The sequence below is a fragment of the Iningainema tapete BLCC-T55 genome, assembly GCF_014698965.1.
In the GTDB taxonomy this organism is placed as follows: domain Bacteria; phylum Cyanobacteriota; class Cyanobacteriia; order Cyanobacteriales; family Nostocaceae; genus Iningainema; species Iningainema tapete.
Map to the genome: position 1 here is coordinate 93,659 of NZ_JACXAE010000039.1, position 23,128 is coordinate 116,786.

Genomic DNA, 23,128 nt, shown 5'->3' on the forward strand with positions numbered 1-23,128 from the left:
GCCATGTGCTGAGCCGGGTAAGCTGGGCTTCAACTCAACCGAGGTTTTGGCTGAAGCCCCCGGATTTAATCCGGGGGTTGCTTACAACTGTGTAAATTTTATGATTGTAACTAACAGTAATTAAAATTTACGTACAAATACTAACATCTAATTTCAGGAAAACGTCAATTTCGTGCTGTATCCACAATAAAAGCATTTAGAGGAATTTTTTTTAGGATGGCATTATGCCAAGTACCACTTTAATATGGTTCATAGCAGGATTAGTTCTTTGTTGTACGGAAATCTTTCTGCCCACAGCTTTTATTGCTTTATTAATGGGAATTAGTGCCTTAGTCGTGGCACTGTTATCTAGCATAGTTATGTTCGTATGGCTGCAAGTTGTGATTTGGTTATTGCTTTCTGGTGCGTTAGTTTTACTTTCTCGTAGATTTGTAACGAAAGTTAAACGTAAGTCAAAAACTTATGATGCCACAATAGCGGAAACTATGACGGAAATTCCTGTCGGCAAAACAGGACGGGTTTTGTATGAGGGCAATTCTTGGTTGGCAAGATGCGATGTAGAAATCGCAATTCCAGAACATCAAAGAGTTTACGTGATTAGACGTGAAGGTACAACTTTAATCATCATGCCTGAACATCTGTTGCGTTAATAGTTTAGAGCTTTTTAAAATAATCAGGGGATTTAAAATGGAACAACTATTTTTACTCATATCTTTAGCTTTAGGTGGTTCTGCATTAGCAAGTTCTGTGAAAGTTGTCAACCAGGGTAACGAATCTTTAGTAGAACGCTTGGGTAGTTATAATAAAAAATTGGAACCAGGTCTTAACTTTGTAGTTCCTTTTGTAGATAGAGTCGTGTATCGTGAAACTATCCGGGAAAAAGTTTTAGATATTCCGCCCCAACAGTGTATTACCCGTGATAATGTTTCGATTACTGTAGATGCTGTGGTTTACTGGCGCATCGTGGATATGGAGAAGGCTTACTATAAAGTGGAAAATCTCCAATCAGCGATGGTGAATTTGGTACTTACCCAAATTCGTGCTGAAATGGGACAATTGGAGTTAGATCAAACTTTTACTGCCCGTGCGCAAATTAATGAACTTCTGTTGCGTGATTTGGATATTGCTACTGATCCTTGGGGTGTAAAAGTTACTCGTGTAGAATTGCGGGATTTGATCCCCTCCCAAGCAGTTCGGGAATCAATGGAATTGCAAATGTCAGCGGAAAGGCGTAAAAGAGCAGCAATTTTAACATCAGAAGGCGATCGCGAAGCTGCTGTCAATAGTGCTAAAGGTAAAGCTGAGGCTCAAGTTTTGGATGCAGAAGCTCGGCAAAAGTCAGTAATTTTACAGGCAGAAGCTGAACAAAAGGCGATCGTTCTTAAAGCTCAAGCTGAGCGACAACAACAAGTTCTCAAAGCTCAAGCTATTGCTGAATCTACTGATATTATTGCCCAGAAAATGAAAACAAACCCTAGTGCGCACTCAGCATTAGAAGTTCTACTTGCCTTGGGCTATTTGGATATGGGCGCGATTATCGGTAAGAGCGATAGCAGTAAAGTAATGTTTATGGATCCACGCACCATTCCTGCTACTTTAGAGGGTATACGCTCTATTGTCTCAGATGGTCAGCTTAATTCTAACGGAATGTTGATGAGCGAAATGCCGCCATTAAACAATCGTCCTAGCTAGCAGCCTAGAAGCCCGGTTTCGTAAAAGTTACCGGGCTTCTGAATTGCTCACGAGCTTTGAGCCATCTGACATTGACTACACAAACCAAAAAACTCTAAAGTGTGGTAGAAAATCTTAAAATTGTGTTTTACTTGTAACTGAGTTTCTAAATCATGGACAGGGCATTGATTAATTGGGATGGAAACGCCACATTGTAAGCAAGTTATATGATGCTTGTCTTGCTGTACTAAACTATATAAGGATTCACCGTTAGATAATGTTCGTACTTGTACGCTTCCTTCCAGCTTGAGGGCTTCTAGAGAGCGGTAGACAGTTGCTAAACCCATGCTTTGGTTGCGGTTACGCAATTCCACATAAAGATCCTGCGCGGAAATCCCTTGTTTAATGGTTTTAAGTAGGTTTAGAATACGCTCTTGACTGCGAGTGTGTACTGCTCTCATAGACTTTTAATTAATAACGCCCATTAATTAGTAGAAACTATGGTTTAGTTCTAGCTTAACTGAAATACTTTATCGTCTGTTTTTATTTAGTTAGGTCATAAAGATATACTATGAGCGTAGCAGTATTCAGCTTAAGACAGTGCAAAGGAAGTATCAAGCCAAAATTTTTGTCACCCTTCGTCCTTCTGTTCTAGATCCTGCTGGTGTAGCAGTGCAATCTGGGCTAAAGCAGTTAGGATACGATAATGTTGAGCGTGTACGTATAGGTAAGTACATTGAATTGACTCTCACCTCTGGTGATGAAGCTACTGCACGTCAACACTTGGAGCAGATTTGCCATCAAATGTTGGCAAATCCAGTAATTGAAAATTACCGCTTTGATTTGATTGAAGTTGAAACCCAAACAGGAGTGGTGTAATAAGAGTATGGGGAAATAACTCCTGTACAGACGCCCCGCCGGGGCGTCTCTACGACGACTCCTGACTCCTGACTCCTGTCTCCTATGAAATTTGGTATAATCGTTTTTCCCGGTTCTAATTGCGATCGCGATGTTGCTTACGTCACAAACGACTTGCTTGAGCAACCGACGCGCATGGTTTGGCATCAAGAAACTGATATTTCCGATTTGGATGTAATCATTATACCCGGTGGTTTTAGTTATGGCGATTATTTGCGCTGTGGTGCGATCGCTCGCTTTTCTCCCGTGATGCAGCAAGTTGTTGCACATGCACGAAAAGGTAAATTTGTCCTCGGTATTTGTAACGGTTTTCAAGTATTAACTGAAGCAGGGTTGTTACCGGGGGCGTTGGTGAGAAATCGGGATTTGCATTTTGTGTGCGATCGCGCCCCGTTGAAAGTGGAGCGTGTTAATCTACCTTGGACACAAGGTTATAAAGCTGGTGAAATCATCACTTTGCCCATTGCCCACGGAGAGGGTAAATTTTACGCTGATGATGCCACTTTATCAGAACTTGAAGACAACGGTCAAGTAGTGTTCCGTTATGCGGGAGATAATCCCAACGGCTCACTCAACAACATTGCTGGGATTTGCAACCGCCAAGGCAATGTGTTGGGAATGATGCCCCATCCAGAAAGGGCCTCAGATCCTATGCTTGGCGGTACAGATGGGTTGAAGTTGTTTACAGGACTAAAATGGAAAGACCGTCCACGGCATGGATTATCTGTTAACGTGGAATTGTAAGCATATTGCCAATGCTCAAATTCAGGACAAACTGGCACAGATTAGTCTTGATTCCGGCTACGAGCTACCAATCCTATGCATACCCTACGAATTAATGGGGAATTAGGTTATGTGGACAGATGAGATTGTAGAAGAAATTCACCAAATTCGTGAAGAGTATGCTAAGTCTTTTAACTATGACTTAGACGCAATATTTGCAGATCTACGGAAGAAACAAGCTCAAAGTGGTAGAGAAGTTGTGAGCTTGTCGCGCCGCAGTCTCACAACACGTTGGAGCGGAAGGGCAAATCTTGGTGATGACAAAAAGGATACTAGCCGCCGCTCAACTTAGTCTTAGCCCACGGAGGTGGGCTTTGTACGTATAGCGACACCCTTATAAGTGTCGCGGTGTGGTGGAAGGGCTACGTACCTAACTCTTACGTCATAATACTGTGGCGTAATGGTGACTATTAAGATTAATACAGAATAGTCACCACACGCATATGGATGGCTAGGAGTAAACTGCGTGAATAATAGTATACAAGCAGGCGGCAATGAGTTAGTTTTTGTAGATTATAGCGAGTTACTAGACAAGATTTTACAAGTTTTACGACAGCAGCAACTTTTTAGAGTATCAGATGATCGCCACCGATTACTCATTGATATAAATACTGTAGCGAGTCAAGTTGCTAATTTGCAGTTGAGTAATCCCTTGGGTGCTTCTGCCAATAGCGCCAAAGCTGCCACAATCAATTTTAGCCCAGGGTTTAAAGAAAACTTCAAGAATCAGATTCAAGCGATCGCCGACTGTTTACACCAGCAACTAGAATCTACCATCCTAAAGCAACCATCCACAACAGTTAAAGAGTTTGTCGAAAACTTAGTTACCGACTTACAAACTTTTAAAGGCAGCACCCCCAGCTTAAACTTTACCTATCCCTTTACCCCATACCAAGGTTTACAAAAACAGCGGTTGACTTTTCCTGACAAAGGTGCTAAAAGTAAAGAAATATTGAAATTTCACAAGCTGACTATAACTGTACAGAAAACTCGTGATTTTAACGAGCAGTTACGGGATGGGCTGGAAAATTATATCAAAGTGCAGTTCAAGAGCACAAGTGAAGAAGATCGGGAAGAACTAGGTTACATTCTTGAGGAGCTACACAAAGAAAAGGAAAATCGTGAATTAGATTTCTATCGACTCAGAAGAATTGTAGACAAAGAAACTCTGGGTAAACTCAAGAAACAAGCACAGATTAATTATTTAGAGTATCTCTACGAAAATATTCACACCGATGCCAGCACCACCAACGCCCAGGCAGCCATGTATCTGCAAGATACGATTAGACGTTTGCGGCTAATAGAAGAATATATTAATGATGTCAACAAAGCTGACGGCGACTACCAGGTAAACTATGCTGGCATCTCACTAAACTATAGAGACATTTTTTCCCGTGGTGAAGCATTTGATATGCTGCCCATTATACCCAAGATAGAAGGTTACTTGGGAGAAACAAAAGATGAAGAACGGGGAGAAATCCAGTTTATTTTTGGTTTAAAACTCAAGTTTGATGGTAAAGTACAAGCGTATGGTGGTAAAACTGTATCTGAGTATTATCTCAATCTGCTTAATCCAGACACTGAAGAACATCAAGTATTAGCAGATCCACTCAAAAAGGAAACGTTTGCGAGAAAAGTTTTAAAAATAGCCTTTTTGTACTACTTTTTGTTTGCCCTTAACCCCAACTCATCGGAATTAGCTTACAACCCCATCCCTAATTTCGAGCAAAAAGTCATACCGATACTCAAGAGTGATGACGATGCGGCAAAACAGCAGCTTTTTCGGGATATTATTAAATACTTCAATAAACTTGATGTTCTGTCGAAAATCAAGCAACTAAAAAAACTACTCATTAACGTTATCAAATCTAAGCGAACCTTTCCCCATCGAGAGTATCCCCAGCATATTACGATCAAAAAAAGCATCCTTGAGCAGGAAATCAACAATATTTTCAATCAAAATACGTTCTTCAAACCTGTCTTGAGAGGAAATCCAAAAGAAATCCTCAAGTACATAGCCATTGGCGAAGCGAATGCCACAACGAATTCCCTTTGTAGTCTACCAGCAAAAATCACCATCAGTGACATTCACTATGTTTCTTGCGATGAGCGGCAAAGCTTAAACATGGAGTATGATATCGCGAATATTCGTGCTTTGCCTGTGTTGTTTTTACCTTGGGAAAATAAAAAATGTCAGGATGTTTATAGTAAAACTTTCCAGGAGCGCAAGCTGGTATTATTTCCTTACAGGTTAGAAGAGACTAAGTTAGAAGCTCAACAAGCATTTATTTATCTTTTTACTTTTTCCTTGCTTGCCTATATCAGTATAAAGGTACTGTTACAAGAGCAAAAAAGGTTATTTCTGCCGATTTTGCGACTGCACCTGCACAACAAAGAAGACGATGCACCGATAGAAAAATTCATCGTTTCCTTATCTGGTGTATTATCTCATTTATTCAACGAGGAACATCGCTCTAACGCTCAAGGTATTGATATTCGAGATTTGCAAACTAAAGGAAAGTTTAAAGTTCCTAATGTACTTAGTTCTTTGTACTCTGTGCTACCGAAAAAATTTACTTTCTCCAATCCCTCAGACTATCCTAAAATAGTGGATAAGCTAGCGATTGTTGTCGTCTCCAGTAGGGAAAGCGATCGCAGATGGGGTGGTACGCAAAAACTATCCAATTTAATGGGAGAAATCTTAGGTTTGAGGTGTCTTGATGGCGCTGTCAGAGTACAGCTACTGAAAACCTTCTCCGATAACTATGAAAACCAACAGATGTTTAGATACCCAACTGTTGTCATCGACGAAGTGGCGAAGCTGTACAAAATGGGATTTAGGCACTTTCTCTACATTGCCAAAGCACCCTACTCCAGTACATTGCACATGACACAGACGGAAGATGATGATGGGCTATTCTTTTTATCAAGAGAGGTAATCAAGGCTTTTAAAGAACAGCACGATGACATCAAAATCTACCCGATGTTTTTCGATAAATACTACGCAGTCAAAATAGAAGACAAAATTGGTGTTCCCTCATTATATATCCAAGACACAGCAGAACTGACCAATCTTGTAGACGATCCCAGCCAAAAATCTGTCGTCTTTTTCAACTTGTTTAATGGAATTACAGTAGGTAAGCAAGAGGAGCGCCACTACAACGGTGTGATTTCCTACGCCACATTATTAAAAATATATGAAGGAATTCTGGATGACGAAGACATCTATAAGGGTTTGATTTTTAAAGGTGAGCAGAAAAACGATATCTTACAGTATCTCACCTTGTTTCACTTCTCACGCTACGAACAACATAAACAAATTAATCTCAAACTCGATCCATACGAGAATTTGATTGGCGATCGCTCAGTGGGCGCACTATCCTTATTTAACCACATGAGAGGCAAAGGGGAATTTAACTCCTTAGCATTTTTAACAGAAGTTAAGAAAATATTGAATGTGAACCACAGATGAACACAGATAAACACAGATTATTATCGGTGTTCATCTGTGTTTATCTGTGGTTTTATACCTCTTTCCCACGCAGAGCCTGGAAACGAGTGAACGAGTAAAAGGCTCTTCCCTTCTGCCCTCTGCCTTCACTCAACTATCAATCTTCATTTTTACGTAAGCAATGACATCTAAAATAGCAGAAGAATTTGGACGGTTATTTGAAGTTGGGTTTAATATTGGGATTCTTGCTTATATTAAAGATAAGCAAATTAAGCACAGATTTGGCAATTTGTATCTTCACGAGTTGCAGCAGCTAAACTTCCCGAAGATGCTGAAGCACATTGTCAATCAAGTAATTAGCAGTCTGGAAAGAGAGATGGTGCAGAAGTGGAGTACCTTTTTCCTTCAGAAAGGTTTCTTGTGCGGGTTAAATTTTTTTGGTGAATACATTCAATCCGTAGGTTGGAGTGAGCCGCATAGGTTAAGGAATGTAGAAATACTATATTACCAGTGCAGGTTTAGTGGCGATAACAGTATCGGAACTTATGACAATAAGAATACGGTACAGTGGTTTAGAGAGGTATTGCGTCAATTCGAGCATCTCACAGAAGATGAGATTGAGCGATACGTGGAAAAATATGTTTTACAAGACTTAGATATAGGCAAGAAAGGGGAGTTTGTCAATGCCGATACTTTAATGCTGTTGCAAAACCGCCGACAGGTTAGGGTTATGTGTGTGGATTTGTCGGTGTTTTCGATTCAGTTGGATGAGGAAGTGAAAAATCTTGACTATGTGGAAATTATTCGTAGTTTGTTACTCAGGGATGTTGGCTATTTACGCTCAAAAAGTGTTTTCTCTCAACTACGCATAGACACGGAATCTTTGGGTTTAGATTTTTCTCAGGATTTGAAGAGTTACTTTACTGCTTTTAAATATCGGGATAAGGAAAGTGCTAAGTTAATTCAAGCTGCTAGCTATACTTATAGTTTCTTCCAATTTTTACTGGAGACTGATATAATTAAGCATGAAGCACCAGTGGTGATGAATGCGGTGGGTTATAGCGATCGCTCATTCAGTGCGATGTCAATTCTCCCAGAAAATTTGGATGTTTTGAAATCTTGTTATGAGATTTATAAGCATGATTCTAGCGGTAAGGAGATTAACAATGCCCGCAAACAGGTTTTAAATCGCATCAAGCGCAGTGCTTATGGAAGTTTTAGTCAAGGCAAAGATTTTATCGAGCGTCTTTTAGCAATTTCCCCAAATAATACAACCATTGTAACTCATCAAGAGCAGGTAAATGGATTTTTCAATTCTGTGGGTATGGTTCCTCATGAGTTGATGCAACTGGGGTTAAGGGGAACTATGAATCTGCGAGACGCACATGCAGAATTAATTAAACAAGCGTTGGTTTCTGATGCTACTTATATATTCTTGACTGGTAATCCTGGTATTGGCAAAACTACTGCCATTGTCGATTTTCTCCGCAATCATCTAGATGAGGGTTTTCTGTTCTTTTATGTCAGCCCGAGAAAACAAGTAAATTTGGATATCATCGAGAAGTTTAAAGATGGAGGAGAGTTGTGCGATCGCCGCATCTTAGCCATCAACACTAATAGTAATTTTATCACAGATAACTCTGGAGAATACACTGTCCAGTATTTGTGGAATCAGCGTCAGGGAGATTTTACAGAACAATCTGTGAATTTTCGTGATAGTAGAAACATGGTATCACGGGGACGCCGAAAAGACAAGCTGAACAGAAAAACGGAAGATGTGATTCAAGATGGTGGTAATAAAAGTAGAGGAGTTTTAAATAGTATTTGCGAGGCTATATATACAATAGTGGATCGCGAACTTTCCGATAATATCGTTGCTACTGCTTGTATCCAATCTTTAAAGAAGACGTATACTGGTGACACTTTAAAGCATTTTGAGAAAATCTTTAGAAATGCCTACAACGAACGAGAGAATTTAGTAATTCCCGCTGGGATGAAAAACATCTCCAGTAGAATCAAGCATTTATTCATCATGATAGATGAAATTACAGGTGATGATGGTGGTGTAGAATTCTTAGATGGCATTAATAGTATTTTGTCCAAGTATCAGTTGATGCTTCCCCAGCATGGCTTTAATACAAAGGTGATTGTTGCCGATGCTTCTATTGTTGATAAAAATGTCATAACTCAACACCTTGAAGACAAATCACCAGAATCAGATAAGATATATTTCCGTAGGGCTTCAGATACCTGTCAACCTCTTTCGTCTGTGCCATTTCAATTTAAAAACTTGCCAGCTACTGTTATTAATGCTAACTCTTACCCAGCTAGTAGTTTATCCATCACATATAAAGTAGTGGTGGAGTCTTGTCTGTTTAGTGAAGAGATGCGTCTGGAACGGAATAATAATCCGAGCAAAAATCTCCAACAAGAGATTTTACAAGATATAGAAGTTCTTTTAAATCGGTCAGATGTTGAGCAGGTGATAGTTTATATCCAGGATAAACTCATATTAGCAGAACTGATTGAGAAAATCAAGCATCAGCGTACCTTTGAGCAATTCAGTGATTACCTAGAGATACACGCTGATATCTCTGAAGAAGAGAAAGAGCAAATTAGCAAATATAAAAGCGATGTAAAAGTAGTTTTTATGACTGCTTCTGGGAGTAGGGGATTATCTTTTCCCAAAGCTAAACACATCCTGGTGGAAATTCCAGGATTTCAAATCGAGAAAAACTTGATGGAAATAATTCAGGTGATTTACAGAGGGCGAGGAAATGATATAATAGATAATCAGGATAAAGAGTTAGTTTTTTATTTGGGTGAAAGTTCTGTTTATTATCAAGATACTCCTGAGAATCAGCAGTTGTCTTTACAGGAGAGTTTGCTGAACCTATTAAATATTTTATTAATTTTGAAAGCTTCTATCATGACCAGAATTTTTGGTTATGGTACAATAGGTAGAGATAAATTTATCATCATTCCCATAGGTGGGAAATCGGTATTCGCTGCGGGAGAAACATTCTCTACCCAGATGGCAAACCTCATCAACAAGCTCAAGCAAGAACAGCGTAGAAATAGAAGCGATAAACTAGTAGAATATGTTCGGACAAATTTAGAACAACTGTTGAGTAACGCAGAATTTACTGTGAATTATACAACAGAGTGTAATTATCTGGATCTGCGCAAGTCTTTTAATCAGTTTACCCAAATTTGTCATAGTCTGGATAAGTTACTGGATTTTGGGAAAATTGAACCAGGATATATTAGTGGAAGTTTGCTGGTAGTGCCTATTGGCAACAATAGTTTAGAGGAAACTTACCACATGCGGGTACTGGATATCGCAAATTACGCTAATGAGGAACTTTGGCGAAATATGCACTCCATTAGCTACCGTAAATCTTACCCGGAAAGTTTGCGATCGGCAATCAAGGATGCAATAGAGTTAGTGAAAAAACTTAGGGATGGGGTAGAGAAAACACAGAAGCTAGAGCAGAATAGCAAGCGATGGGATCAATATTATGCCTTACCGTTATTTACGTTTATTAGCGGTGAGATGATGAAGGAATATTTTGCCAATGAACCCAATGAGCCAGAAGATATACGCTTCCGCAATATTCTTGCTGCCTATATCCGCTTGCTGTATCCTGTGGGTAATATTTTGCCTATCGGTGATAAGTATAGAGATTTCCCTTTTGTGGTTTTTAGAAGTTACAGTTTAGAAGAGATGAGGAAAAAGTGTTTTACTGACAAGTATTTGTTAACTTCTCATGAGTTGAATGTATTGAATTTGATTCTTTCTAAAGAAGCGTAGGGTGCGTTAACGAAGTGTAACGCACCATTCCTGTAATTTTTGGTGCGTTGCTTGCAAGTTATTAAATCCGCGTTCCTTAGTAGGGTGCGTTAACGAAGTGTAACGCACCATTCCTATTATTTTTGGTGCGTTACGACGTTCCCTTGTGATTTTTGGTACGTTACGACTTTTGTAGAGACGTTACATGTAACGTCTCTACAAGATAGGTAGGTTTTTACAACGGATTGCGGATAAATTCGGAAACCTCCTTTTCCAGCTAGGAACTATATTCAAAAAGGAATTTCTTTCAAAGTTCCTATGACTAGAATTGTTCACGAATTTCTCGATTTGGGTAATTTTCAGCGTGCTTGGCAAAAAGTAGCGGAAAATAAAGGTTGTGCAGGTGTAGACGGGGAAACTATTGATGGGTTTGCTAGTAATCAAATCATCAATATTTCTCAATTACGAGATGCTGTTGCTAATAGTACTTATCAACCGCTTCCTTGTCAACAAATCTTAATTCCGAAAAAGAACGGTTAGCGAGAATTGAAAATACCTACTGTACGTGATCGCATTCTTCAGCAAGCGTTGTTGAATGTTCTTTATCCTATCATGGAGTCAAAGTTTTCTGCGGCTAGTTTTGCTTATCGTCCGAATATTTCCTACATAAATGCGGTCGAAAAAGTCGCTGATTGGCGAGATTTGGGTTATGATTGGGTACTGGATACTGATATTGTACAGTTTTTTGGCAATCGCTTCCTCCCCATCTAGAATGGGCAAGCAGGAAGACGCATACAAGCAAATAAAGGTAAAATTGGAAGAGCATCTGATTTATGCCTATGAATTACCCACAGAAGTGGCATTCGCTCTCACAAACAATTTCTCTGTTTATCACCAACACTAGGAAGGAGAGGAGGAGAGTTTATTACGCTATGACATTCCAAAGATAAACGTCCCGATTTGCTACAATATCGTCAGTTGTTAGCAACTTTTGACAAAAGTAATTGGACACAAGCAGTTTGTTTTTTTAGCCGATTGCAAGGGGGGCGCTCAACAATATGAAGGCTGGTTTCTATGATGGTAATCCTAAGCACGCTATTAAACGCCCCTCCACTGAACAACTACTTAAGGCTTTTTGCAACCTTAATCTCTTCAGTGTCTAAATATGCTAAGGAGATAATTGGTCTTGCAGATTCTACAGGCACAGTTAAAAAGGTTTATTAAATATCTCAGCATAAAAAAATGGGAGAGCAAGAGAGTAAAGCAACATTCATACCAGGCTCACCGTAATTTTGCAATTGTAAAATTCAGTAAATTCTTTGGCTTAGGAATCTGTGTTCTGGGACTGACTATAGGGCTGGGTTTTGGGCGTTTAGCCGCAATAGAACAGTTACCTCAAGTCACTGCTGTTACCCCAAATTCATTAGTTGTCCAGTCGCTGAAGAATGAACCGTCCCAGTTAGTGCAACTAGGTAAAGAAAGCTACAAAGCTGGACAGTTTGCTAATGCAATTGCCGTCTGGCAGAAAGTATTAGATTTATTTACCCAACGAGGTGAACGTGTTAATCAAGCAGTGGTGCAGAGTAATTTAGCACTGGCATACCAGCAGTTAGGACAGTGGCAAGAAGCAAATCAGGCGATTGCTAAGAGTATAATTTTACTGAACGAAGCACAGAAGGGGAGGGAGAAAGAAACTTCACTCCAAGATTTATTAGCCGAGGCGTTGAATATTCAGGGTAGTCTGCAACTTGCTCAAGGAAAAGCTGAAAATGCACTCTACACCTGGGTTCAAGCTACTGATACTTATAAACAAGCAAAAGATAAAACAGGGGTAATTCGCAGTTCAATCAATCAAACGCAGGCTTTGAGAGTATTAGGGCGTTACTCCCGCGCACAAAAAACTTTAGAGGAAGTCAACAAAACCCTGCAAGCGGAACCAGACTCGCTCCTCAAAGCATCTGGCTTGTTGAATTTGGGCAATATTCTACAGGTAAACGGTGACTTGAATCGGTCTGAAGCAGTGTTAAAGCAAAGTTTAGGCATCGCTCAAAAGTTACAATCAAAAGATGAAATCACACTAGCTTTGCTAAGTTTGGGTAATACCACCCACGCAAAACAGCAAAATAAAGAAGCTCTAAATTACTATCAACAGGCAATAGCCATAGCCACCACCCTTAAAACTAAAATACAGGCACAACTTAATCAACTGCGACTGCTGATAGAAACCGAACAATGGACAGCTGCTGAAAAACTAATACCGCAGATTCAGCCATATTTACAGAGTCTACCTCCCAGTCGTACAGCACTGGCGGCAAGGGTTAACTTTGCCCAAAGTTTGATTAAAGTCAGGAGTGAGGGTAAAGACTATAACTCACGCATTTCTGATGCTGCTCAAATTCTAGGAGTAGCTTTAAAGCAGGCGCAAGAACTGGAAGATCAGCGGGCGGAAGCCTATGCTCTTTTTTCTTTAGGAGAACTATATGCACAAACTCAGCAATGGTTGGAGGCGGGTAAACTAACTGAAAAATCATTAAAAATAGCGCAAGAAAGCAGTACTCCTGATATCATCTCTCGCTCATCATGGCAACTTGGAAGAATATTTGTGGCTCAAGGCAAATTGAAGGAAGCAATATCAGCTTACACTGAAGCTGTTAAAACTCTTGAACCTATTCGTTATAGTGTAGCCTCTGTTCGTAGCTTTGAGTCCCAGTTTTTCTTCACACAAACTGTCATCGAACCTGTTTATCGTGAATTGGTCAGTTTACTGCTACAACAACCCTCCGAAACTCCCCGTTCAAGAGGAGGGCTACAGGCCGTAAGTCAGCTAAATAGTAATGTGATTGATGTGATTGAATCTTTACAGGTCGCAGCATTTGATAAGTACTTTGGTGAGGCTTGCTTCACAGGTCCTCGAGTTGAAGTTGATAAGATTGACCCACAAGCAGCAATTATTTATCCAATTATCCTGCGCGATCGCTTAGAGGTTGTCCTCTCCCTGCCAAATCAAACCCTGCGTCACTATGCCACAGATATTCCTCAGCAGCAACTCGAACAAATTTTCGAGCAAATGCAAGCCTCTCTTTCACGCACTTCTTTGAAAGAAGAACGTTTGCCAGTTGCTCAAAAAGTTTACGAACTGCTCATTCGACCAGCTGAAGCTGACTTGGAAGCTAGTAATATTAAAACCTTAATCTTTGTCCCCGATGAACCCTTGAAAAATCTCCCAATAGCAGCACTGCATGACGGTCAACGATATTTGGTAGAAAAATATAATGTTGCCCTAACTCCAAGCCTGCGACTTCTCGCACCAAGCCGCCTGCAACGTCAGCAAATCAAAGTTCTTATAGGTGGAGTGAGTCAGCCAAATCAAGGCTATACCTCACTACCTGGCGTTGAGGCAGAAGTTACCGAAATCAACTCAGAAATACCATCTCAAGTACTGCTTAATCAAAAATTTACCAAAAACGCTATTAAGAAACAAATTCGTACTGATTCATTCCAAGTTGTGCATCTAGCAACTCACGGTCAATTCAGTTCCAATGCCGCCGAAACCTTCATTCTCACCTGGGATAGTCGATTAGACGTGAAACAGTTGGGAGAATTACTCAAAACTAGAGAGGAAAATACAGCTGCTCCAATTGAGTTGCTGGTTCTAAGTGCCTGTCAAACTGCAGGTAGTGATAAACGTGCGTCACTGGGACTGGCAGGTGTTGCGGTGCGTTCTGGTGCCCGCAGTACACTCGGAACTCTCTGGCCTGTAGAGGATCAGTCTACTGCCGTTTTTATGGCAGAATTTTATCGTCAATTAACTAACTCTCAGATAACCAAAGCGCAAGCACTACGACAAGCACAATTGAAGCTTTTAAATCAACCAGGATACCAACATCCGTTCTATTGGGCAGGTTTTGTACTCATAGGTAATTGGTTGTAAGAGACATCCTTAGAAAAAAGTTTACCTTGATAACAAAAAACAAGTAAATTTATTTGAATCTGGTGGACAATAAAGGCTGTTACTGTTCTACTAAAAATAAATAGTCTTGAAAAAAATTAAACAAGAGCGTGCCAGAGTGGTCTAAGATTGTTAGATATTCTTTGATCTAATCAAAATCAGCAACTTCCCTTTATAGGAGAGTCTTATTATGGTTTGGGTACAGGTACACCGGGGGTTGGCACTCTTTCTTATAATACAATTGGCTACCTCCTTCAGTCTACTCACTGACCTACAGGCTAAAACTCCAAACCAAACCACGTCTACTCCCAAAAAGTTCAAAGTCACCTTTGATCCTCCTCCCAACCAACCTGCACCAAAAGTAACAATAGGTGGAGGCAGACGCGACAATGACAGATGCCCAGAGGATAGAAAAAACCTCAACCAGCCCTTGGTCAACAAAACAACTGATCAGCTTTTGACTCCTCTATTGCCACCTGCAAGATTGGGGTTAACAGTATCCCCTCACCCAACTTTTATGGTGTACGTACCTCAGAGTTCTACGTCGTCAGTAGTATTTACGTTGGAAAATCAACAAGGAGAGGGCATATATCAGAAAAAGTTGGACTTTAAGGGAACTCCGGGCATTATCAGTTTCAGTCTACCAACTACTGAACCACCGTTAGAGATAGGTAAAGATTACAAATGGGTGGTATCAATGGTTTGTGAGCTACCAGGACCAAAAGATCCATTTGCTGAGGGTGTAGTACGTCGAATCCAGCCAAATTCGTTACTAGCGAGTCAATTAAACAAGGCACAATCTTTGGATGGGGTAGTGCTGTACGCAAAATCTGGGATATGGCAAGAAGCAGCAGCAGCTTTGGCTGCTTTACGTCGATCTCAACCACAGAATGCTGAATTGACAGCAGCTTGGAAAGATTTGTTGCAGTCAATTGGTTTAGATGCGATTTCCTCTGCTCCCTTGAAGAACTAATACCAAGTTGCTTTCCAAAACGTAAAAATGTCATACTTAGTGTAACGCACTGTTGCGAAGCATTTTGGATATTCTTCACTCTGCTTTGCTCCGTTCAGAATGACACTTTTGAACGTAACTTGGTATAAGCAGAATGGACAGGGAATTTTTGAAGGTGCGTGACTCTAGCCATAACACACCTTCATTAGTGTAAATTTTAATTAAAAATTAAGTATATTTCCTTCTAGATATGAAATCAATAGCTTGCCAACTTTGTATCGTCAGCCTTACCCTTGGCTATCTATTTGCTGCCAACTCCGCTAATGCCCAAATTGTTCCCGATAATACCCTCCCAGTGAACTCCAGTGTTACTCCAGGATGCACCACCTGCCAAATTGAGGGCGGCACAATCAGTGGTAGTACTTTACTACATAGTTTCCGTGAATTTTCTGTACAACAAGACGGTGCGGCAATTTTCAATAACCACTCCGACATTAAGAACATTATCACGCGTGTTACAGGTAATACTGTCTCCAATATTGATGGGTTAATTCGTGCTAATGGCACAGCTAACCTGTTGCTGATAAATCCAAATGGGATTATTTTTGGTCCTAATGCCAAGCTAGATATTGGCGGTTCGTTTCTCACATCTACGGCCAGTAGTTTCAAGTTTACCGATGGCAACGAATTTATAGTGATTCCTACCGAAGCAACACTAAGCATATCTGTCCGAATCAACCCAGGCTGTGTATCAAGAAACAATGTAGCATCCACACAAAGCACTTTCACCATTAATGGAGAGGGTGGACTACCCGCAAACCTCAATGACATATTTCCAGGCGAGGAAACACTAGTTGAACTGGTTGACTTGCCAGATAGCAAAAATAGTAATGACGCAGCTGGTCAAAATGTCTTCGTATCCTCCCATCCCTCCGTCGCTGCATCCTCTTCTCACCGACAGGAGATTGTGGAAGCGCAGGGATGGGTCGTAGATGCTAATGGCGCAGTTACTCTAGTGGCACAAGTATCTAATATTATACCTCATAGCCCTGCACTAAACACGGCTAGTTGTCAAACTTCTTTGCAGCAATAATAGTTAAAATAAATAAAAATTATTGCCAGAGATTGGAAAGTACAATGCACAGACCAGGAACAGAAAAAACAATGTGGAAAGCAGCATACTCAAGGTATACAAAGCTTACAATGTCTTCCCTCCTGCCCTGTTAGTTCTATTAGCTTAAATGCAAAACAATAATACTCAAACCCGAAAAATCTTGCTGTTGTCAGCAAATCCTAAAGGCACAAGCCAGCTTCGTCTGGATGAGGAGATGCGCGAAATCAAGGAGGGGTTGAGGCGATCAAAAAAGCGTGACTTGTATTTGATAGACACAGCAGAAGCAGTACGCTATAGAGACATCCATAGAGCCATTCTCGACTACGAACCACATATTATTCATTTTTGTGGGCATGGGGCTGGAGAAGAAGGCTTGGCATTTGAGGATGAGACGGGTCAAATAAAATTAGTTGATGCAAAAGCTTTAGCGGACTTGTTTCAACTTTTCGCAGACCAAGTAGAATGTGTTGTCCTTAATGCCTGCTATTCAAAGTATCAGGCAGAGGAGATATCTCGATACATTCAGTATGTAGTAGGCATGAATCGGGCTATTCAAGATAAAGCAGCAATTGAATTTGCTGTAGGTTTCTATGATGCATTAGGAGCAGGTAGAAATTATGAGTTTGCCTATAAATTGGGCTGCAATGCGATTTTGAGGGCAGGGATACCACAAAATTTAATACCTCAACTACTACCGGAAAGGAAAAATTCTCCTACAGAAAAATCTCCACACCCAGGCTCTCCAATTAACACTCCTTCCTTAGGGTATGAATTGATCGAGGTGCGAGAGGCAGCACCAGCGATGACACCAGAATTTCATCTCATTAAAGAAGAACACAAAAACGAGAAAGCTTTGCTCCATTTTCAGCAACTGCTCGACCTTAAAGAAGCTGATGTCGCACCAATTAAAGCTCAAATGCTTGCTCAATGCCGAATCGAGGAACAGCCAGCCCAAATATCCACTGGAGAAGCAGGACAAGCAAATAAAAAGGATAAGCAAGAAATTGAGTACACACGCTTGCGGGATTTACTGAAATCTGGTCAGTTGAGAGAAGCTGACGAGGAAACTGCATTGCTAATGCAGAAAATAGCGGGTCGAAAAAAACAAGCTTGGGTGGATAAGACAACTATCAAAAATTTTCCTTGTGCCGAATTAAATACCATTGACTGCCTCTGGCTAGAATATAGCAAAGATCGCTTTGGCTTAAGTGTACAACAGCAAATTTTTGTCAACGTCAATCATAATTGGGATGAATTTGGGGAGCGTGTTGGCTGGTGTGGCAGAAAAGGCTGGTTTAACCAAGGAGAAATTTATTGGAAACCTTACGCCGGACTGTCATTTAGCAGCACTGCACCTGTTGGTCACCTCCCGATTTTAGTTGTGTGGGAGTGGAGAGAAAACCTGTTATCTCGGCTCCAAACTTGCCAACAAGAGTTATGAATTACTCTCCTTAACTGCCAGACTGGCGAATATATGCAAGAAATGCCACTGCCTCTGGTGGCACAGCTGTGAACCGGATACCAACATTTATCTGCTGATGAGCTGAAACTGCCATCACCTTGGCGTAAATATCACCCAGTCCACTAGCCTGTTCACCTCCAGGCAGAAGATTAATTAACAAATTACTAAAAAGTTGCAAGGGATGATGGGAGCGAAATTCAGCGCTGGTAGTTGATAGCTTTACTAAGCTACCTTGGAATACTTCCCCTGGGAGATTTTTGTCTTCTAATTTGTTTTCTAAAATCATGAACTGTAACGGGATTTCCTGCACTAGGGTTACTAGTATTTCTTCGTGTTTGGGCAAGCATAAGTTAAATTTGCCACCCACGCCTCCAATATCGTAAACAGTAATTGTCTCCCTGATTTCCTTGAGCTTGACCTGCATTTGTCCATCTACTCGTAAAATCGGGCCAGCATCTTTGAAGGTATCTTTAGAAACAAGAACTTGCCCGCCCACAGTATAAGATTCTATTTGGTGAGCTAGATTGACATTGCTTCCCATAACTGTATACTTGGCACGCCGTTGGGAACCGATATTTCCTGCTAAAACTTCACCAGTATGGAGGCCAATACCCATTTCTAGGGGTGATAGGTTCATATTGGAGAGTTTGATATTAATACTGTTCATCTTCAATTGCATAGCAAGGGCACAAGCAACTGCTCGAACTGCATCATCCTCACGCTGAATGGGTGTGCCAAAGATCGCAAAAATGCGATCTCCCATGAAATCATTGATTGTACCTTGGTACTGTGTAATAACATCAATCATTTCCTCTAGATAGAGGTTGCCAACCTCTACTGCTTTTTCTGGTGATAGGCGCTCTGATATAGCCGAAAATCCCCCTAAAGTTGATATCAGTAGTGTAACTTTTCGCCTTTCACCTCCAAATTTTAAACCCCCTGGTGTCTCCAACAAATTAGCAACAACTTCATTTGTCAGATAACGTCCAAAGGCTTGGCGCATCAAATTAGTTGTACGCGCAATATGAGCAGTAATGGTAACAGCAGACAAAAATAAAGCCAAAACAGCTGGTACGACCGGAATCCACCACCCTGACAAGAAAGCCGCATAACTACCACAGATAACTGCACCCCCTACCAGCATAATAATGGTAGATGTTAACGGCAAACCTAAAGCAACTCCCTTGACAACTTTGTTTATAGCGATTTTCCAGTGTTGCGTCCAACTTAATATTGCCCCAACAAACGCACAACCAAAAATCCACAGCCATTCCAGTGGTTCTGACCAAACCTTTATTTGGGGGCGACCTTCCAGTGCTGCACTTAAAAGCTGACTGGCTACATCAGCATGAATTTCCACCCCTGTAAATGCCTTGGGACTTTGACCAAGCAATCCACTACTGTAAGGAGTATAAAAGAAGTCACTACTGCTTTCTGCTGTCACGCCAATTAAGACAATACGGTCACGTACTAAATCCTTGGGCATTCGCCCTTCTAAAACATTAGTTATGGAAATTTTACGAAAACCCTGCCGCAGATTGCGAAAGTTAGCCAATATCTGATACCCACCAGCATCTGCTTTCACATAACCGCCGTCATTTGCCTGAAAGGGAACCAAGGTAGCTTTACCTAACCTACGACGCTGACTTTGAACAGGAGGAATTGCTTGCAGAGTAATACCTTCAGCTTCCAAGTAGATAAGCCCCAGCTGTGCTCCCAAACTTAAAACAACTTGGTTGTTTTTATCTTTTGTAGACAGTAAACTGCGCCGGATTTTACCATCAACATCTATCACTAAATCATTTGCGCTCACCTGTCCCAAGTTGCTTAAGGTTTTTGGTGGGTTAACAGCAAAACCAGAGGTATCGCCAATCACTTTCTGAATGCCAATTAAGTTTGGTGTTGTTTTAAACACCTTCTCCAACTCCTGATGACCAGGTTCCACGGGTAAATCCCGATAAATATCCAAAGCGAGCGCTCTAGGTTGTTGTTGTTTTAATATTTTCAATAACTGGGCAAGCTTTTCATCAGATATAGGCCATTTATTCTTGCGTATGTCTGATTCAGTCACCTCAACAATGACAATTCTTGTGTCAACAGGCTCGAACGGACGTAAACGGAAAAATTCATCCAAAGCCGCCCATTCTAATGGTTGTAGCAATCCGTAAGCACGTAACCCAATCAAAACAGATGCCACACTAGAAGTAACAATTAAAACGGCACGCAATTGCCATATCTGCTTTCTAATATTTGCCCACATACTATTAGCTTCTTAATTTGACAGTTGTGTTGCAAAAGCTTTTTGAGGATACAGGAGCCTGTTGAATTGAATGTATTTGTGCAGCCACTCCAAAGATTTGGGCAACGAATTTCACTTGAATCTTGATGTCTATAGCTAATCCCTAAATCTGTCTTTTTCTAATCATGTTCATCGTCTCATAACTCCTCAATGTTCACCAAGCTGTGTAGAATGATTTGAACCCAAGCCTTGGATTGACCAGTTGTTTTATAAATCGACGGTCTTGTTCTAGTATGCTGTTGAGGTACTTATCACTTTATAGCTTGCACCGCACAAGAGGATTGAGCAATCGCTCCTTCATGTACTGCGCTCACATTTATTAAAGCGAAATGGGTACGACCTCGCAACACGGGGAAACGGTGACGCTTGAGTATAGCCTGCACCTTCTGATAGAGTTGCTCCAAGTCACTTCTACTGCACACAACCTATGATTTGCTCGCGTGATTATGTACGTTAATAGTAACACGCTTAACTGCCATAACTCATCCCTTGATGGTTCCCGTGCGATCTATTCAGATTTTGGTCTATCTTTTTACCAATTGGGAACAAGTATAGAGATTTCCCTTTTGTGGTTTTTAGAAGTTACAGTTTAGAAGAGATGAGGAAAAAGAGTTTTACTGACAAGTATTTGTTAACTTCTAATGAGTTGAAGGTATTGAATTTGATTCTTTCTAGAGAGGTTTAAGTAAGTCGGCGTAAAAAATTAAAAGTTTGTAGTAAGCGCTAAAGCGCTGAAGCGCTTACTAAGAGCGAACTTACGAACTTTACTTTTCTTTACATAGTTCTGTTATTCGCGCCGACTTACTTAGTAGGTAGGCGCAAATAAAATTATGTATGTAATTAAATTTTAAGCGTAGGGTGCGTTAATGAAGTGTAACGTACCATAGTGGTAGAGTAACGCACCATAGCCTAACTAAAAAACTTTGAGTGTTTTACTGGCAGCTAGTAACTCTAAAACAGCAGAAGCATCCCATTTACCTTCTGCACAACGTTCTGTATTCAAGATCAAGCGCAGACTATAAGCATGGGGATAACCTTCTACCTCCATCCAGAGTAAATCACTTTCGGCAACGCATGCAATTTTTTCCTCATCCATCAATTCACTTGCAAGTTGCTTCATTGTGTCTGCTAGTTGAATTAGCAGGCGGCAAAAATCATTCAATTCTGCTTCTGTTAACTCTATCGCCCATTCATCTGTTCCCACCAAACCTTTAAATTTAGGTGCTACAGGGTTCCATCCAATACGCCAACCAGATCCACTTTTAATTAGACGTTCCATAATTGCTAAGAGCTAATGGCTGATGGCTAATAGCTAATTGCATTACTACGATTAGCGATGAGCAATTAGCTATTAGCGCTCATTACTTCAATTTCTGGGTGTCTGGGGGTTTAGGTTGATTGTCAGGATTAAAAACGTTAACCAAAGCTTGTACCAAGGCATCACGTTGACGACGATTCAGCTTGGAAATGACAGTGCGATCGCCTTCAAACGGATTTTTCCTTAATACATCATTACCTGGATAGTTATAATCATACATAATTTCATTTGCACCCAGGTAATCAGCCAAAGTCAACTTCCAATCGAGGCGATAATTAAGCGCACGTCCCTTAACGTAATAGTGATACCTAATCAAGCGGCTTACCAAAGTGTTGTTCTCAGCAACTTTCCCAGTTTCTTTACTCAGGTAATTATTTTCCTTTGGTAAATCTGGTATTTGTTGATACACTTTTTGCCAAACATTGTTGATATCTACTCTTTGGGCTAGGGCGGGTTGAGTGGTTATGAGGATTAAAGTAAAAAGCAAAAAGCAAAAAGTAAAAAGATAACCCCCATAAATTAACTTTCTGTGTAAGAGCATTTCTTTATGAATGCCTTTTAACTTTTAAATGAATGCCTTTTGCTATACTTCGCCGATAATTTCTGGCTGAGTCAGTTCGTCTGACATCTCAATAATTGCCCTCAGCACAGGCTTCATCATGATATCATCTGCATTATCAAAGTCTTCATAACGCCGACGTTTTGCACGATTTGCCACCTGAACTGTAATGCGGTAGCGATTTGATGCCGCGCTAATTAAATCTTCAGCCCGGTGCATAATCTGAGATTGAGTAGTCTCGAACTTAGAACGCTTTAGCATAATCACTGGTTCTCGAAGTCTTTTTTAGTGTAGCAGTATTAGACAGTCTGCTGTCTAGTATGGAATTGATCACAACCTCTCTATTGATAGAGGTAAATAGATATTTGTCACTTTATAAGTATTTTGTAACAAATATTAACACAACCTCATGGCTAATCTTGTTGAAACAGCACGCAATGCTGGCAAATTTAACACACTAGTCAAAGCTGTTGAAGCTGCTAACTTAGTGGAAACGCTCACAAGTCCTGGTCCTTACACAGTATTTGCACCTACTGATGATGCCTTTGCCAAGCTGCCAGAAGGAACTTTAGACTCTTTATTGCAAGACATCCCCAAGTTAGAAAAGATTTTAACATATCATGTTGCTTTTGGAGATGTTCGGTCTGACGATTTGAGCGAAATTGATGAAGCACCGACAGTTGAAGGGTCAGTTTTGGCAATTGAGTCGGCGAATGGAAAATTTAAAGTAAATGACGCTAATGTTGTGCAAACAGACATTCTCACTGAGAATGGCGTAATCCACGTTATTGATGCAGTATTAATGCCTGCATTGGTTGCAGGAAAGTAGGCAGCGTAGAGACGCGCCGCCGGGGCGTCT

The 23,128-nt window shown here is 40.6% G+C and carries 19 protein-coding genes and 1 pseudogene; 15 read left to right on the top strand and 5 right to left on the bottom strand.

Annotated features, from left to right (window positions below; translation table 11 throughout):
- Positions 1-224 precede the first annotated feature (224 nt).
- Complete coding sequence (locus tag ICL16_RS10085; protein ID WP_190826934.1) at positions 225-650, top strand: NfeD family protein; 426 nt, start codon at positions 225-227, stop codon at positions 648-650.
- A 37-nt stretch (positions 651-687) separates the two neighbouring features.
- A complete protein-coding gene (locus ICL16_RS10090) occupies positions 688-1,692 on the top strand; it encodes an SPFH domain-containing protein (RefSeq protein ID WP_190826936.1) in 1,005 nt (334 codons plus the stop codon).
- Between the two features lie 47 nt (positions 1,693-1,739).
- On the opposite strand, the gene ICL16_RS10095 is transcribed toward ICL16_RS10090, so the two are convergent.
- Complete coding sequence (locus ICL16_RS10095; protein WP_190826938.1) at positions 1,740-2,132, bottom strand: Fur family transcriptional regulator; 393 nt, start codon at positions 2,130-2,132, stop codon at positions 1,740-1,742.
- Between the two features lie 139 nt (positions 2,133-2,271).
- Between ICL16_RS10095 and purS the strand changes: the two genes are divergently transcribed.
- The 12 genes and pseudogenes from purS to ICL16_RS10145 all read left to right on the top strand — a co-directional run bounded on the left by purS (position 2,272) and on the right by ICL16_RS10145 (position 18,072).
- Entirely contained in the window at positions 2,272-2,550 is a 279-nt protein-coding gene (gene purS / locus ICL16_RS10100; protein WP_190826940.1) for a phosphoribosylformylglycinamidine synthase subunit PurS, read from the top strand.
- A gap of 84 nt (positions 2,551-2,634) precedes the next feature.
- Positions 2,635-3,333, top strand: coding sequence for a phosphoribosylformylglycinamidine synthase subunit PurQ (gene purQ, locus ICL16_RS10105; protein WP_190826943.1), 699 nt, complete (start codon positions 2,635-2,637; stop codon positions 3,331-3,333).
- Positions 3,293-3,439 (top strand): annotated as a pseudogene (locus ICL16_RS45520) (type II toxin-antitoxin system VapC family toxin); the annotation flags it as partial. The gene purQ and the pseudogene ICL16_RS45520, both read left to right, overlap by 41 nt.
- A gap of 3 nt (positions 3,440-3,442) precedes the next feature.
- Entirely contained in the window at positions 3,443-3,664 is a 222-nt protein-coding gene (locus tag ICL16_RS10110) for a hypothetical protein (RefSeq protein ID WP_190826945.1), read from the top strand.
- Between the two features lie 174 nt (positions 3,665-3,838).
- Positions 3,839-6,844, top strand: coding sequence for a hypothetical protein (locus ICL16_RS10115; RefSeq protein ID WP_190826947.1), 3,006 nt, complete (start codon positions 3,839-3,841; stop codon positions 6,842-6,844).
- Between the two features lie 160 nt (positions 6,845-7,004).
- Positions 7,005-10,637, top strand: coding sequence for a helicase-related protein (locus ICL16_RS10120; protein WP_190826949.1), 3,633 nt, complete (start codon positions 7,005-7,007; stop codon positions 10,635-10,637).
- A gap of 297 nt (positions 10,638-10,934) precedes the next feature.
- The gene (locus ICL16_RS45525; protein WP_238360699.1) at positions 10,935-11,156 is read left to right on the top strand and encodes a hypothetical protein; all 222 of its coding nucleotides are present in this window, start codon (positions 10,935-10,937) and stop codon (positions 11,154-11,156) included.
- A 6-nt stretch (positions 11,157-11,162) separates the two neighbouring features.
- Positions 11,163-11,387 (top strand): reverse transcriptase domain-containing protein, encoded by a 225-nt coding sequence (locus ICL16_RS45530; RefSeq protein ID WP_238360700.1) that lies wholly within the window; start codon positions 11,163-11,165, stop codon positions 11,385-11,387.
- 415 nt (positions 11,388-11,802) lie between these two features.
- Positions 11,803-14,547: a CHAT domain-containing protein gene (locus ICL16_RS10130; protein ID WP_202895479.1), complete on the top strand. Its 2,745-nt coding sequence runs from the start codon at positions 11,803-11,805 to the stop codon at positions 14,545-14,547.
- A gap of 208 nt (positions 14,548-14,755) precedes the next feature.
- Complete coding sequence (locus ICL16_RS10135) at positions 14,756-15,538, top strand: DUF928 domain-containing protein (RefSeq protein ID WP_190826951.1); 783 nt, start codon at positions 14,756-14,758, stop codon at positions 15,536-15,538.
- Between the two features lie 229 nt (positions 15,539-15,767).
- Positions 15,768-16,610: a two-partner secretion domain-containing protein gene (locus ICL16_RS47185; protein ID WP_190826953.1), complete on the top strand. Its 843-nt coding sequence runs from the start codon at positions 15,768-15,770 to the stop codon at positions 16,608-16,610.
- A gap of 148 nt (positions 16,611-16,758) precedes the next feature.
- Positions 16,759-18,072 carry a GUN4 domain-containing protein gene (locus tag ICL16_RS10145; protein WP_190826955.1) on the top strand — a complete coding sequence of 438 codons (1,314 nt, stop codon included), beginning with the start codon at positions 16,759-16,761 and terminating at the stop codon, positions 18,070-18,072.
- A gap of 10 nt (positions 18,073-18,082) precedes the next feature.
- Here the strand turns inward: ICL16_RS10145 and ICL16_RS10150 are convergent, their stop codons facing one another.
- The 4 genes from ICL16_RS10150 to ICL16_RS10165 all read right to left on the bottom strand — a co-directional run bounded on the left by ICL16_RS10150 (position 18,083) and on the right by ICL16_RS10165 (position 22,530).
- On the bottom strand, positions 18,083-20,353 hold the full coding sequence (locus ICL16_RS10150) for a CHASE2 domain-containing protein (protein WP_190826957.1): 2,271 nt from the start codon (positions 20,351-20,353) through the stop codon (positions 18,083-18,085).
- Between the two features lie 952 nt (positions 20,354-21,305).
- Entirely contained in the window at positions 21,306-21,671 is a 366-nt protein-coding gene (locus tag ICL16_RS10155) for a DUF1818 family protein (RefSeq protein WP_190826959.1), read from the bottom strand.
- Between the two features lie 82 nt (positions 21,672-21,753).
- Complete coding sequence (locus ICL16_RS10160) at positions 21,754-22,251, bottom strand: hypothetical protein (RefSeq protein WP_238360701.1); 498 nt, start codon at positions 22,249-22,251, stop codon at positions 21,754-21,756.
- 42 nt (positions 22,252-22,293) lie between these two features.
- On the bottom strand, positions 22,294-22,530 hold the full coding sequence (locus ICL16_RS10165; RefSeq protein WP_190826961.1) for a DNA-directed RNA polymerase subunit omega: 237 nt from the start codon (positions 22,528-22,530) through the stop codon (positions 22,294-22,296).
- Positions 22,531-22,678: 148 nt separating this feature from the next.
- Between ICL16_RS10165 and ICL16_RS10170 the strand changes: the two genes are divergently transcribed.
- Positions 22,679-23,098, top strand: coding sequence for a fasciclin domain-containing protein (locus ICL16_RS10170; protein ID WP_190826963.1), 420 nt, complete (start codon positions 22,679-22,681; stop codon positions 23,096-23,098).
- The last annotated feature ends 30 nt before the right edge of the window (positions 23,099-23,128 follow it).

Bases quoted from the DNA above. Each gene is read 5' to 3' on its own strand.
- ICL16_RS45525 (WP_238360699.1), top strand. From the start codon at position 10,935: ATGACTAGAATTGTTCACGAATTTCTCGATTTGGGTAATTTTCAGCGT.
- ICL16_RS10110 (WP_190826945.1), top strand. From the start codon at position 3,443: ATGTGGACAGATGAGATTGTAGAAGAAATTCACCAAATTCGTGAAGAG.
- ICL16_RS10160 (WP_238360701.1), bottom strand. From the start codon at position 22,251: ATGCTCTTACACAGAAAGTTAATTTATGGGGGTTATCTTTTTACTTTT.
- ICL16_RS10150 (WP_190826957.1), bottom strand. From the start codon at position 20,353: ATGTGGGCAAATATTAGAAAGCAGATATGGCAATTGCGTGCCGTTTTA.
- ICL16_RS10085 (WP_190826934.1), top strand. From the start codon at position 225: ATGCCAAGTACCACTTTAATATGGTTCATAGCAGGATTAGTTCTTTGT.
- ICL16_RS10095 (WP_190826938.1), bottom strand. From the start codon at position 2,132: ATGAGAGCAGTACACACTCGCAGTCAAGAGCGTATTCTAAACCTACTT.
- ICL16_RS10165 (WP_190826961.1), bottom strand. From the start codon at position 22,530: ATGCTAAAGCGTTCTAAGTTCGAGACTACTCAATCTCAGATTATGCAC.
- ICL16_RS10090 (WP_190826936.1), top strand. From the start codon at position 688: ATGGAACAACTATTTTTACTCATATCTTTAGCTTTAGGTGGTTCTGCA.
- ICL16_RS10155 (WP_190826959.1), bottom strand. From the start codon at position 21,671: ATGGAACGTCTAATTAAAAGTGGATCTGGTTGGCGTATTGGATGGAAC.
- ICL16_RS10170 (WP_190826963.1), top strand. From the start codon at position 22,679: ATGGCTAATCTTGTTGAAACAGCACGCAATGCTGGCAAATTTAACACA.
- purQ (WP_190826943.1), top strand. From the start codon at position 2,635: ATGAAATTTGGTATAATCGTTTTTCCCGGTTCTAATTGCGATCGCGAT.
- ICL16_RS10135 (WP_190826951.1), top strand. From the start codon at position 14,756: ATGGTTTGGGTACAGGTACACCGGGGGTTGGCACTCTTTCTTATAATA.
- ICL16_RS10120 (WP_190826949.1), top strand. From the start codon at position 7,005: ATGACATCTAAAATAGCAGAAGAATTTGGACGGTTATTTGAAGTTGGG.
- ICL16_RS10145 (WP_190826955.1), top strand. From the start codon at position 16,759: ATGCAAAACAATAATACTCAAACCCGAAAAATCTTGCTGTTGTCAGCA.
- ICL16_RS47185 (WP_190826953.1), top strand. From the start codon at position 15,768: ATGAAATCAATAGCTTGCCAACTTTGTATCGTCAGCCTTACCCTTGGC.